Origin of the sequence: Arthrobacter bambusae (assembly GCF_022606295.1) — a bacterium.
In the GTDB taxonomy this organism is placed as follows: Bacteria; Actinomycetota; Actinomycetes; order Actinomycetales; family Micrococcaceae; genus Arthrobacter; species Arthrobacter bambusae_A.
This window is the reverse complement of the sequence record NZ_JAHHZS010000012.1, coordinates 94,863-106,571: the sequence shown is the minus strand read 5'-3', so window position 1 is coordinate 106,571 and position 11,709 is coordinate 94,863. Positions and strand designations below refer to the sequence as shown.

Here is an 11,709-nt window from a genome sequence, read left to right as displayed (position 1 = left end):
GTTAGATCTCCATCCCGAAGTGCTCGCTGAAACGTACATCGCCTTCGATCATGTCGCGCATGTCGCCGACCTCGTTGCGGAACATGAGCGTGCGCTCGATGCCCATGCCGAAGGCAAAACCTGAATACTCGTCCGGGTCGATGCCGGCAGCGCGCAGGACGTTGGGATTGACCATGCCGCAACCGCCCCATTCGATCCAGCGGGGGCCGCCCTTGGCGCCGGGGTGCCAAATATCCAGCTCAGCGGAAGGCTCGGTGAACGGGAAGTAGTTGGGACGCAGCCGGATCTGTGCCTCGTCACCGAACATCTGCCGGGCGAAGTGCTCCAAGGTGCCGCGCAGGTCGGCCATGCTCAGCTTCTTGTCGATGGCCAGGCCCTCGAACTGGTGGAACACGGGCGTGTGGGTGGCATCGAGTTCATCGGTGCGGAACACCTTGCCCGGGCACAGCACATAGATGGGCACTTCGCGCTCCAGCATGGAACGGACCTGCACCGGGGACGTGTGCGTGCGCATGAGCAGATGCGCCTCGGGAGGCTCCACGAAGAAAGTGTCCTGCATTTCGCGGGCCGGGTGGTCCGGCTTGAAGTTGAGGGCGTCGAAGTTGAACCACTCGGACTCGACCTCGGGTCCTTCGGCGATTTCCCAGCCCATGCCGACGAAGATGTCCGCGACACGGTCCTGCAGCGTGGACAGCGGGTGGCGGGCACCGGCGCGGCGCCGTCGCGGTGCCGCCGTGACGTCGACGGTTTCCTCGACGAGGATGCGGGCGTCGTTTTCGGCTTCGAGCACAGCGGTCCGTGCTGCGAGCGCCTGGTTGACGCGGCCACGGGACGAACCCATGAGCTTGCCCGCGGCGGCCTTCTGTTCCTTGGGCAAGCCACCGATTTCACGGTTGGCAAGGCTCAAGGGCGACTTCTCGCCGGTGTGCGCCAAGCGGACGGCTTTGAGTTCTTCGAGGGAGGATGCAGCAGCAATCGCGGCGACGGCTTCCTCAACGGCAGCGGTGATGGCAGCTTCATCCAGAGGGTTCGGGATGGCAGCGCCCGGCAAAGTGTCAGTCATCTACTGTTCTTAGCTACGAGTCGGAAATGGTCTTCACCAGGCAGGGCCGTGGCAAAAGCAGGAGTCATGCTCGCCGGACACGTCCGGCGGACACTAACCCCAGTCTAGTAGAAGGGTTCGGCGGGGCTTTAACCCATGACACCCTTCCAGCGCCCGGGGCTAGCATGGCTTCATGACACCGGCCCGCACCATCACTGTCACCGGAGAAGGAACCGCCGAAGCCGTTCCCGACCTGCTCACACTCACACTCGCCGTCGAAGTCAGGCGGGACGCCGCCGAGGCGGCCTATGACGACGCCGGAGCGATCGCCGCGGCCGTCACGGACGCCTTGCGGGGGCACGGCGTGGCCGCATGTGATCTGCGGACCAGCGGCCTCAATCTGCGCGCCGAACTTGTCTGGGCCGAAAACCAGGGGCAAAAGGTCACTGGTTATGTTGCGTCCACCACCCTGGTCGCCCGGGTCGGCCCGCCGTCGGCGGCCCCCGCGGCCATCTCCGCGGCGGTGGCTGCGGGGGGTGACAGCCTTCGCATCAACGGGATCGAGCAAGGATTCACGGATTCGTCCGCGGTTGCGGCGCGGGCACAAGCGGCGGCGTGGCGGGAAGCCGAAGCGACGGCGTCCCGCTTTGCGTCACTCGCAGGCGTCCGCTTGGGGCGGGTGCTCTCCATCGATCAGCGGCCGGAGCATGGATCACCTGTGCCTATGATGTCCGGCATGAAGCGTGCCTCCGCGGGCGAAGGCGTTCCCATCGAGGCGGGATCGGCGGCTGTTTCCGCGAGCGTGTTGGTGCAGTGGGAGCTGGACTCGCCAGCGCCGGCCCAGAGACCAGCGCCAGCTTAGTGAATAGCGCCGGCGGACAGCTTCGCGTCCACCGGAGTCTCAAGCGCTGTGCGCACGACGACGGCGATCCCCCGGCCCATGTCCCGCGTCGCCATGCCGGGCGCGGTGCTTCCCTGCGGAGTCCGCGCTTCGTCATAGGGAACGTGGATGAAGCCGCCCCGCGGACGCGGTGCTGCCGTTCCGGCGAGCTCGTGCATGAGGGCATAGAACACGTGGTTGCACACGTACGTCCCGGCGGTCTGTGAGACTTCGGCGCGGATTCCGGCGATCTGCAGTGCCCGGAGCGCGGCCTTCACCGGCAGCGTGCTGAAGTACGCCGCTGGCCCTTCGGGGACCACCGGTTCGTCGATGGGCCGGTTTCCGGCGTTGTCCGGAATCCTGGCGTCATCGCAGTTAATGGCCACGCGCTCCAAGGAGAGGCGGTCCCGGCCTCCGGCGAGCCCGACGCAGACAACCAGCTCGGGGTGAAGTCGGCCGACGGCGTCGCGCAGGACCGCGACGGATTCACCGAAGACGCACGGCAGCTCGAGCGCTTCCACTCCATGTCCTTCTGTGCGCAAGATTTCCTGCGCTTCGAGGACGGCAGCCCACGAAGGGTTGTTCGAATCGCCACCGAAAGGCTCGAACCCCGTCAGCAGAATCATGCACCCACCCTAGCAACAGCTCGCGCGACTCCCCCGTCCTCGCGCGGACTTTCACCGGCTGTTTCATCAGCCCGTGGTTCAGCAGGCCTTGACAACCATTCGAACATATATTCGAATGAAGCATATGAGATGGGACGCACAGGCGCTTTCACCACGACGTGGTCCGGCACAAGGAGACAACAGCAACAGCATTCCGTCCGGAGCCGCCCCAGCAACAGACGCACTGCTGCCGCTGGCCGGGCTTGTGCGTTCCGTCTCTACCCCCGAATTCTCCGGAGTCACCTTCCATGAGGTCACCGCCAAATCGGTGCTCAACAAGGTGGCGTCCGGTTCCCAGATGCCTTTCGAATGGACGGTCAATCCTTACCGCGGATGCAGCCACGCCTGCGTCTACTGCTTTGCGCGCAAGAGCCACACCTATCTGGAGTTCGACGCCGGACACGATTTCGATTCCCAAGTGATCGTGAAGATCAACGCGGCCGAGGTCCTGCGCAAGGAACTCGCGAAACCGTCGTGGGGCCACCACCACGTGGCGCTCGGCACCAATACGGATCCGTACCAGCGGGCAGAAGGCCGCTATCAGCTGATGCCGGGGATCATCCGGGCCTTGGCCGATTCCGGTACACCGTTCTCCATCCTCACCAAGGGAACCCTCCTGGGCCGCGACATCCCCCTCCTCAAGCACGCCTCCAGCCAAGTGCCGGTGGATCTGGGCATCTCGCTGGCCATGACTGACGAAGCCCTTGCATCGGCGGTGGAACCGGGCACGCCCGCACCACGCGCCAGGCTCAAGCTCATCCGCCGCCTGCGCGAGGCCGGGTTGCCTTGCGGTGTCATGGCCATGCCCATCCTGCCGTGGCTGACGGACAGCGATGAAGCCCTGGAGTCGCTCTTTACCGCGTTGTCCGACGCCGGTGCCACCGGCGTCACGGCCGGGGCGTTGTACCTGAAGCCGGGCACCCGGGAATGGTTCATGCAGTGGCTGGCGGCACAGCACCCCGGCCTGGTCGGCAAGTACCGCCGTCTCTACGGCCAAGGCTCGTATGCCTCCAAGGAATACAGGACCTGGCTAAGTGGACGTATCAACTACTTCAAGGCCCGCCACGGTTACTCCGGAAGCAGCGGTTTCAGCCACAGGAACGCCGCTGTCGGCAAGGAACCGCCGGCGTCGTCACCACCGGCTTCCGTACCAACAGCAGGCCAGTCCACTCTTTTCTAGCCAGGTCTTTGTTAGCCAAACCTGTTCAGCCAAGCAGGCCCGAGGCCACCCGCTCCAGCAGCGCCTGGACAATCGGAAGGTCGGCAGGGATCCACGGCAACGTGGAGGCCTCGTCTCCGTTGCCCAGCGGAACCCACCGGAGTTCATCATGGTCCTGGAGGGGACGCGGCGCGCCGTCGAGCAGTTCGGCGAACCATACCCTCATGACGGCCCGCTCGTTCAGGGGCCATCCCGTGCCTGCCTGCGGTTCCACTTCGGCTCCGAGCCGGACGGTGACTCCGAGCTCCTCGAGCAGTTCGCGGTGCAGGGCGTCTTCGAAGGATTCCCCGGCCTCGAGTTTGCCGCCCGGGAACTCCCACATACCCGCGAATTGCGGTGGGGCGCTGCGCTTTGCGACGAGCAACCGTTTCGGATTTTCAAGGGAATCGACGACGGCGGCGCCCGCCACGCTTATCAGTCCAGTCACCGCAACAGTCTATGGGCCGCCAGGTGATCACCTCCGCCTATGGAAGTGCTCACATTCAGGGCCATTCGCCGGAGACTCGCACTAAGCTTGAAAGCTGGCTTTATTCCCGTCGAGTGGCTTCCCACTCACCCCCAAGAAACAGGACGATGACCACTACCGCTGTCAGCAAGACCTCCCAAAAGACCGGAAACCGCCACGTGGCGCTGGCGATCTTCGCCCTTGCCATGGGTGGATTTGCCATCGGCACCACGGAGTTCACCATGATGGGCTTGCTCAAGGAGATCGAGCAAGGACTCAACATCAGCACGCCTGAGGCCGGGAACCTGATTTCTGCCTACGCCTTGGGGGTCGTGGTGGGGGCGCCGATATTCGCTGCCCTGGGCGCCCGCCTCCCCCGCAAGCAACTTGCCTTGGGTCTCATGCTGTTCCTGTCCATAGCGAACCTGACGTCCTTCATCGCACCGGACTACGGAACCATGTTGATCACGAGGTTCGCCTCGGGACTGCCCCATGGCGCCTTCTTCGGGATCGCCGCGGTCATCGCGGCGAGCCTGGTTGCTCCCACCAAGCGCGGCTGGGCGATTTCGATGGTCATGGGCGGGCTCACCATCTCCAATGTCATCGGCGTTCCCGTGGCTACGTGGCTCGGCCAGAGCTTCGGGTGGCGCCTGCTCTTCATAGTCGTCGGCGCGATCGGCCTTGCCACCAGCGTGTTGCTGTGGAAATTTGTCCCCTTTGAGCCTGCCCACCCCGAGGCAAGCATCCGCCGGGAACTCGGTGCCCTCAAACGCATCCAGGTCTGGCTGGCATTGTTGATCGGAATCATCGGTTTTGGCGGCTTCTTTGCCACCTACACGTACATCTCCCACACCATGACGTCCGTGGCCGGCATCCCCGAGGCGCTGATACCCCTGGTGGTTGCCCTCTACGGTCTCGGCATGGTGGCAGGCAACATCCTCGGCGGCCGCATCGCCGACAAGTCGGTCATGGGAACCATCTACCGGGTCCTTCCGCTCATCGCGTTGGCGCTGGTGGCCTACGCCGTCGCAGCCCACTGGGCGTGGTCCGCGTTCATCATGGTCTTCATCGTGGGCGGTATCGGCTCCATGTTGGTTCCGCCGTTGCAGACGCGCCTCCTCGACGCATCACCGGACGCCCCGTCCCTGGCTTCCTCGCTCAACCATTCCGCCCTCAACATCGCCAACGCGCTTGGCGCGTTCCTGGGCGGCGTGGTCATCGCCTGGGGTTGGGGTTACGTTGCCCCGGCCCTCGTCGGTGCTGTCCTCGCAATCCTGGGACTTGGAGTCGCGGGCATCAGCGGCTGGCTGGAACGCAAGAGGCCACTGGCTGCATAGTGCTGTCGCAGGACCTAGACCTGCACCCGCTCCACGTCCGGTTCAAGGTAGATGACCCGCGCGATCGGCACTGCAGTGCGGATCCTGAGTTCGGCGTCGTCGATCGCTTTGGCAATCGCCTGGCCGGTATCTGCCGCGCCCACACTGATCTTCGCGGCGACAAGCAACTCCTCCGGACCCAGGTGCATGGTCTTGAGGTGGATGATGCGCGTGCCGTCGGACTCGATGGCTGCCGTGATGCGCGCGTTGTCCTCTTTGGTGGCTGATTCGCCGAGCAGCAAGGACTTGGTCTCCACCGCGAGCACCACGGCGATTCCCACAAGAAGCAGCCCGATCATTCCCGTGCCCGCCGCATCCCACAAGCCGTTGCCCGTGAGGAGGGTCAGGCTCACGCCGAACAGGGCGAAAACGAGGCCCAGCAGGGCTCCGAAGTCCTCCAGGAGAATCACAGGCAATTCCGGCTGCTTGGCGTTGCGGATGAACTTGATCCAGCTCTGCCCGCCGCGCAAGGGATTGGACTCGTGGATGGCCGTCCGGAAAGAGAAGGATTCCGCCACCACCGCGCCGAGGAGCACAGCCAGCGGCACCCACCAGAAACCACCTTCGATGGCATGGGGATGCTGGAACTTCTCCGCGGATTCGTACAGCGCGAAGAGGCCACCAACGCTGAACAGCACAATCGAAACGATGAAAGCGTAAATGTAACGTTCCCGGCCATAGCCGAACGGGTGTTCCGGACTAGCGGCGCGCTTCGCCCGCTTCCCGCCAAGCAGCAGGAGCAGCTGGTTGCCGGAGTCCGCTACAGAGTGAATCGCCTCGGCCAACATGGACGACGACATCGTCAGGACGAATGCGACGAACTTGAGCACGGCGATCGCCAGGTTGGCGCCAAGTGCCGCCAGGATTGCCTTGGTACCGCCGTGTTCAGCCACGTCAGGCCCCCTGCTGGGAGCGTGCGCTGGCGTAAAGACAGACAGTGGCGGCTGTGCCGAGGTTCAAGCTTTCCGCCGAACCGTAAACCGGCACGGCGACGCGATGGTCCGCAAGCGCCAGTTCCGACTCTGAAAGCCCTTGCGCCTCGTTACCGAACAGCCAGGCCGTTGGTGCTTCGAGTGCGTAAGCGGAAAGGGCTGCCGACGCTCCCAGACGGCGTGCCGCGTTCTCATCCTGGAGTTTGTCCAGGTTGAGGGTGCCGTAACCGTCCGCGGCGAGGATCCCGATACCGCGTTCCTTGCAGAGGGCCACGAGTTCCTCGACGTCCGCACCCAGGACAACGGGCAGGTGGAAGAGCGAACCTGCCGTGGACCGCACGGCCTTCGGGTTGTAGATGTCAACGCTGGAGGCCGTCAAGACGACCGCATCCGCGCCCGCGGCATCGGCGGCCCGAAGGACTGTTCCAGCGTTGCCGGGGTCCCGCACCTGGCACATGACGGCGATCAGCCGCGGTCCGGCGTCGAGCACCGATTCAAGGCTGACGTCCACAAAACTGCAGACGGCCACAATCCCTTGGGGGTTGACAGTGTCCGCCATGGCGGCCAGGACGTCGTCGTTCGCGAGCCGCAATGCGACGCCATCGGCGAGCCCGGCCAGTTCAGGGAGCCGGTCAAGGCAGCTTTCGCTCGCGAAGACTTCGTGGACGACGCCGGGCTCCCCCGCCGCGGTCCGCTCCCGGTGCAGGACCAGCGCCTCACGAACAGCTTGGGGGCCTTCCGCGAGGAACCGGCCGCGTTTTAAACGGGCCGGGCGCCCTGCAAGCTTTGCGACATCCCTGACCCGATCGGCTCGGGGGTTGGACATCGGAAGTTCTTGCGGGCGCCCGGTTTCGTTCATATACAGAACATTAGTGGCAGTTGCCACTGTCCCATGAACTGAGGCTACGCGTGCTACTCAGCAGCTTCAGCGGCCGGCTTCTTCGCAGCCTTGGCCTTGGGGGCCTTGGCAGCGGGCTCTTCGTCGGAAACGGAGGCTTTGACTGCCGGAGCAGCCTTGGTAGCCGCAGAAGTCTTGGCGGCAGCCTTCGGAGCGGACTCGGCCTTGGCGGCCGGAGCGGAGGTGTCGGCAGGCAAGGAATCCTTGGCTACCTGGACCAGTGCGGCGAAAGCGTTGGCGTCGGAGACGGCCAGCTCGGCCAGCATGCGGCGGTCAACCTCGACCTCAGCGGCCTTCAGGCCCTGGATCAGGCGGTTGTAGGTCAGGCCGTTGGCGCGGGATGCAGCGTTGATGCGCTGGATCCAGAGGCGACGGAAGTCGCCCTTCTTCTTGCGGCGGTCGCCGTAGCTGTACACAAACGAGTGCAGCAGCTGCTCTTTAGCCTTGCGGTACAGGCGAGACCGCTGACCGCGGTAACCCTTGGCCCGTTCAAGGACAACCCGACGCTTCTTGTGGGCGTTTACCGCCCGCTTCACACGTGCCACGTGCGTACTCCTTCAAAATTCTTATCCCAAGCTGCTACTGCCGGAAACCCGGCCGGCCTGAGAAGGCTTTGGTGTAGTCGGCAGCTACCGGATGGCAGCAACCAGAAAACTTGGAACTTAGACGCCGAGCATCTTCTTGATGACCTTGGCATCGCCCTTGAAGACGATCTTGTCGCCGGCAAGGCGACGGGTCAGGGTGGAGGACTTGTGCTCCAGGTAGTGGCGGCGGTTGGCCTGCTGACGCTTCAGCTTGCCGGTACCGGTCAGCTTGAAGCGCTTCTTAGCACCACTGTGGGTCTTCATCTTCGGCATGGGAACCGATCTCCTTACGTGTCCGCAGACTGGGTCTGCAGTTCTTTCGTGCAGCCACCCCATAGGAGGCGGCTGCTGCTTTCGTGCCGGGCGGAGGGGATGCCTCCTGCGGCGTGACTAGTTGGTCTTGCGCGCCGCTGGCTTCGGGGCGGCCTTGGGGGCTGCCGGTCGAGCTGCAGGCTTCGGAACCGCGGGCTTCGCCATCGGTTTCGGTACTGGTGTAGCAGCAGGCTTGGGAGCAGCCGGCACAACGGGCTTCGGAGCGCCCTGCTCAGGAGCCTTTGCCGGCTGAGAAGCCTTGATCGGTGCCGGTGCCTTCGCAGGCGCCGCAACCGGGGCAGCCTCAGCTACGGGAGCCTTTTCGACAACCGGAGCCGCTTCAACCACAGGGGCCTCTTCGACAACCGGAGCCGCGTCAACCACAGGGGCCTCTTCGACAACCGGAGTCGCGTCAACCACAGGGGCCTCTTCGACAACATTGTCCTCAGCGACCGGAGCCTCTTCGACTTCAGCAGCCTCAGCTTCAACGGTCTCCGGGGCGGTTTCCTCGGCCTGGGTCAAGAGTTCCGCCGGGAGCAAGTCCGCGAGTGACTGGGTCAAGGGAGCATCCTCGCCTGAAACGTCAATCCGGCCTGCAGCCTTGGCTTCATTCTGGGCTTTGGCTTCTGCACGCTGCGCCGCGCGGCGGGCCTCGGCCTTGGCCTCAGCCTTGTTCTTCAGCGGACCGATCACCATGACCATGTTGCGGCCATCGATACGCGGGCTTGACTCAATCACGCCGACTTCGGCAACATCCTCAGCGAAGCGCTGCAACAGACGGATGCCCATTTCAGGGCGCTGCTGCTCACGTCCGCGGAACTGGATCATGGCCTTTACCTTGTCACCGGCACCCAGGAAGCGAAGCGCGTGGCCGCGCTTGGTCTCGTAGTCGTGGGTGTCGATCTTCAGGCGGAAGCGGATTTCCTTCAGAACCGTGTTTGTCTGGTTCTTGCGGGCCTCACGGGCTTTGACAGCGGCTTCGTACTTGTACTTGCCGAAGTCCATCAGCTTGCACACCGGAGGCTTCGCCTGCGGTGCAACTTCAACGAGATCCAGGTCAGCCTCGGCAGCCAGACGCAGGGCGTCCTCAATACGGACGATTCCAACCTGTTCGCCGGCAGGGCCGACCAAACGCACCTCGGGGACGCGGATACGCTCATTGATTCTTGGCTCGCTAATGTCAAAGCTCCTGTTGTTGTGATGAGTATTCCACCGGCAAATAGAGAAGGCCCCCAATTGCTGGCGCAATCGAAGGCCTCGAAGATCGGATAAGCCCCTCAATGGGGGCATTCGCACCATCCAAGGTTGACCTTGAACGGTGTCCGACCAAGTACCCGGCAACTTACATCCCCGAAGGGAAACGGCTGACGCGGGTGGGAGAGAACTCCGCTTGCAAACTGAAAATCAATTCTACAGAAATCGGCAACCAACCGCACATTAACGATGGGTGGCCGAGCGCTGCATATGCCATGGAAATGGCAACTTCCAGTCGGTCTGTGACAAGCTTACCAGCATGAGCACTTCAGACAGCAATTCCCTCGACCACGAGCCCACCGGCACCGATGCCGGAGTAGGCCAGCAGATCCGCGACATTTCGGAAGTTCCGGCTGTTGAGGTCATCACCACCGGCGCCGTTCACCTCATGAGCGCAGCAGCCGTCAAGGTGGGCTTGGCCGACGATCCCGAGGCCGAGGAGCTCAAGGACCTGGACGAGGCCCGCAAACTGATCACCGCCTTGGCCGGACTCGTCACCGCCGCAGCACCGGAAATCGGTTCGCAGCACGCCGGCCCCTTGCGCGACGGCCTCCGCTCCCTGCAGCTTGCGTTCCGCGAGGCGTCCTTGATACCGGACGAGCCGGGCAAGGGCCCGGGCGAAAAGTTCACCGGCCCGGTCAACTGATCCGGACTACCTGTAGGACCGCGACGGCGGGCCGGCCCCTTTGGCCGGCCCGCCGTCGTCGTACTATCGCGCTTGGGCGAAACTCAGCTGGCGGGATCTCCCCCGCCGGCGCGGGAGATGGTCATGCTCCGGCGCCGACGCAGCTGGAGGAACAGCCCGGCCAGGCACAGGATCACTCCCGCCGTCCCGATGGCGACGAAGCCGGCCCAGGGCCCCACTCCGTCGATGAAGAGCCCCGCGACCGGCGAACCGAAGGCTACCCCCGCCGTAAGGGCCGAGCCATACCAGCCCATTGCCTCTCCACGCCGTTCCTCGTCCACGAGGTCGGCGACCTTTTCCGATGCCGCGGACAACACGGGCGCGCAGAGCAGGCCGGGGAGCAGCGACAACAATGCAAGGGTCCAGGTGTCCCCGGCGAAGCCCATCGGAATGGTCAGTGCCGCCATGCCCAGCAGGAGGAGGATGGGTGAAACGGGCCGGTGCATGGCGCCGTAGATGAGCCCGCCGACGACCGAAGAGGCGCACCAGAAGAAGAAGACAATTCCGATCTGGCTCTCGTGCCCGCCGCGCTGCAACACCGCGACGATTCCGACGTCGGTGCCGCTCAGCACCATGCCTGATCCTGCGGCGACGGCGAACACGGCGGCCACTGCCGCGGTGAACCACGTGAAGTTCCGGGCCATCCTTCCCCGCAGCCCGGACGGCTGGAAAACCGTCGGAGCCATCTCGGAGGCGGCTTCCTGGAGATGGGCCGGCGCCGATGCCACCACGGCGGCTTCGGCCGCATGGAGCTCATCGGCATCCCGGTCAGCCGTCTGGCCAGCATCCAGGACGACTTCGCTGCGGGTGGGCGGGTTGAACCAGAACAAGAACAGCCCGGCGGCTGAGGTGCACACACCGACGATGGTCAGGCCGAGGACCGTGAAGCCGCTGGTAGCGACAACTGCGCCCACCGCGGGGCCGATCATGAAGACCACTTCGGTGCCTATGGAGTCCAAGGCATAGGCGGAACGCCGTTGCTCACCGTCAACCAGGACACCGAGGGACTGCCGGATGACGCTGAAGATCGGCAGCGTCAGCAGGCCCCCGACGAAGACGAGCGGAAGGATCCATTCGTAGCTGACGTGGGGCACCACGGACCAAATCACCAGTTCCGACACCACCGAAGGAATAAGCGCCTTGCGCAGCCCGACGGTGTCCACGCGCCGGCCCCGCCACGGGGCGCCGATCGCGATGCCGATGGTGAAGACCGCGGCGGCAGCACCGGCGGCGGCATATCCCTTGCCCAAGGTGAGCACGATGTGCAAAGTGAGCAGGACCCCGGCTGCCGAGTGCGGTATGCGGGCCACCATGCCCACCAAGAGGAGACGCCGCACGGACGTGATGGACAGCATCTCCCGGTAGAGAGAGAAATTCACGAGCTACATCCCCTGTTCTGCCGAGGGCAGGACAAGGA

The 11,709-nt window shown here is 64.4% G+C and carries 13 protein-coding genes; 4 read left to right on the top strand and 9 right to left on the bottom strand.

Annotated elements, in window-relative coordinates:
- Position 1 precedes the first annotated feature (1 nt).
- Positions 2 to 1,063, bottom strand: a complete 1,062-nt coding sequence (gene pheS, locus KNN17_RS10680) for a phenylalanine--tRNA ligase subunit alpha (RefSeq protein ID WP_078105647.1) — start codon at positions 1,061 to 1,063, stop codon at positions 2 to 4.
- Positions 1,064 to 1,235: 172 nt separating this feature from the next.
- On the opposite strand from pheS, the gene KNN17_RS10675 reads away from it, so the two are divergent.
- Positions 1,236 to 1,904 carry an SIMPL domain-containing protein gene (locus tag KNN17_RS10675; protein ID WP_241708843.1) on the top strand — a complete coding sequence of 223 codons (669 nt, stop codon included), beginning with the start codon at positions 1,236 to 1,238 and terminating at the stop codon, positions 1,902 to 1,904.
- Here the strand turns inward: KNN17_RS10675 and pcp are convergent.
- Positions 1,901 to 2,548, bottom strand: a complete 648-nt coding sequence (gene pcp / locus KNN17_RS10670) for a pyroglutamyl-peptidase I (RefSeq protein ID WP_241708842.1) — start codon at positions 2,546 to 2,548, stop codon at positions 1,901 to 1,903. The two genes, KNN17_RS10675 and pcp, sit on opposite strands and share 4 nt — an antisense overlap.
- Before the next feature lie 124 nt (positions 2,549 to 2,672).
- Between pcp and KNN17_RS10665 the strand changes: the two genes are divergently transcribed.
- Positions 2,673 to 3,767, top strand: a complete 1,095-nt coding sequence (locus tag KNN17_RS10665) for an Rv2578c family radical SAM protein (RefSeq protein ID WP_241708841.1) — start codon at positions 2,673 to 2,675, stop codon at positions 3,765 to 3,767.
- Positions 3,768 to 3,792: 25 nt separating this feature from the next.
- Here KNN17_RS10665 and KNN17_RS10660 read toward each other — a convergent pair whose 3' ends face one another.
- Positions 3,793 to 4,233 (bottom strand): (deoxy)nucleoside triphosphate pyrophosphohydrolase, encoded by a 441-nt coding sequence (locus KNN17_RS10660; protein WP_241708840.1) that lies wholly within the window; start codon positions 4,231 to 4,233, stop codon positions 3,793 to 3,795.
- Between the two features lie 146 nt (positions 4,234 to 4,379).
- On the opposite strand from KNN17_RS10660, the gene KNN17_RS10655 reads away from it, so the two are divergent.
- The gene (locus tag KNN17_RS10655) at positions 4,380 to 5,588 is read left to right on the top strand and encodes an MFS transporter (protein WP_241708839.1); all 1,209 of its coding nucleotides are present in this window, start codon (positions 4,380 to 4,382) and stop codon (positions 5,586 to 5,588) included.
- Between the two features lie 14 nt (positions 5,589 to 5,602).
- On the opposite strand, the gene KNN17_RS10650 is transcribed toward KNN17_RS10655, so the two are convergent.
- The 5 genes from KNN17_RS10650 to infC all read right to left on the bottom strand — a co-directional run bounded on the left by KNN17_RS10650 (position 5,603) and on the right by infC (position 9,490).
- A complete protein-coding gene (locus KNN17_RS10650; RefSeq protein ID WP_078105653.1) occupies positions 5,603 to 6,520 on the bottom strand; it encodes a cation diffusion facilitator family transporter in 918 nt (305 codons plus the stop codon).
- 1 nt (position 6,521) lies between these two features.
- Positions 6,522 to 7,418, bottom strand: coding sequence for a TrmH family RNA methyltransferase (locus KNN17_RS10645; protein WP_241708838.1), 897 nt, complete (start codon positions 7,416 to 7,418; stop codon positions 6,522 to 6,524).
- Positions 7,419 to 7,471: 53 nt separating this feature from the next.
- Complete coding sequence (rplT, locus tag KNN17_RS10640) at positions 7,472 to 8,002, bottom strand: 50S ribosomal protein L20 (RefSeq protein WP_078105655.1); 531 nt, start codon at positions 8,000 to 8,002, stop codon at positions 7,472 to 7,474.
- 117 nt (positions 8,003 to 8,119) lie between these two features.
- Entirely contained in the window at positions 8,120 to 8,314 is a 195-nt protein-coding gene (rpmI, locus tag KNN17_RS10635) for a 50S ribosomal protein L35 (protein ID WP_059387794.1), read from the bottom strand.
- A 117-nt stretch (positions 8,315 to 8,431) separates the two neighbouring features.
- Complete coding sequence (gene infC / locus KNN17_RS10630) at positions 8,432 to 9,490, bottom strand: translation initiation factor IF-3 (protein ID WP_241708834.1); 1,059 nt, start codon at positions 9,488 to 9,490, stop codon at positions 8,432 to 8,434.
- 376 nt (positions 9,491 to 9,866) lie between these two features.
- Between infC and KNN17_RS10625 the strand changes: the two genes are divergently transcribed.
- Positions 9,867 to 10,253: a DUF1844 domain-containing protein gene (locus KNN17_RS10625; RefSeq protein ID WP_078105657.1), complete on the top strand. Its 387-nt coding sequence runs from the start codon at positions 9,867 to 9,869 to the stop codon at positions 10,251 to 10,253.
- 83 nt (positions 10,254 to 10,336) lie between these two features.
- On the opposite strand, the gene KNN17_RS10620 is transcribed toward KNN17_RS10625, so the two are convergent.
- On the bottom strand, positions 10,337 to 11,671 hold the full coding sequence (locus tag KNN17_RS10620) for an MFS transporter (RefSeq protein WP_241708833.1): 1,335 nt from the start codon (positions 11,669 to 11,671) through the stop codon (positions 10,337 to 10,339).
- Positions 11,672 to 11,709 lie beyond the last annotated feature (38 nt).

Bases quoted from the DNA above. Each gene is read 5' to 3' on its own strand.
- rpmI (WP_059387794.1), bottom strand. From the start codon at position 8,314: ATGCCGAAGATGAAGACCCACAGTGGTGCTAAGAAGCGCTTCAAGCTG.
- pcp (WP_241708842.1), bottom strand. From the start codon at position 2,548: ATGATTCTGCTGACGGGGTTCGAGCCTTTCGGTGGCGATTCGAACAAC.
- KNN17_RS10665 (WP_241708841.1), top strand. From the start codon at position 2,673: ATGAGATGGGACGCACAGGCGCTTTCACCACGACGTGGTCCGGCACAA.
- KNN17_RS10675 (WP_241708843.1), top strand. From the start codon at position 1,236: ATGACACCGGCCCGCACCATCACTGTCACCGGAGAAGGAACCGCCGAA.
- KNN17_RS10625 (WP_078105657.1), top strand. From the start codon at position 9,867: ATGAGCACTTCAGACAGCAATTCCCTCGACCACGAGCCCACCGGCACC.
- KNN17_RS10645 (WP_241708838.1), bottom strand. From the start codon at position 7,418: ATGAACGAAACCGGGCGCCCGCAAGAACTTCCGATGTCCAACCCCCGA.
- pheS (WP_078105647.1), bottom strand. From the start codon at position 1,063: ATGACTGACACTTTGCCGGGCGCTGCCATCCCGAACCCTCTGGATGAA.
- KNN17_RS10655 (WP_241708839.1), top strand. From the start codon at position 4,380: ATGACCACTACCGCTGTCAGCAAGACCTCCCAAAAGACCGGAAACCGC.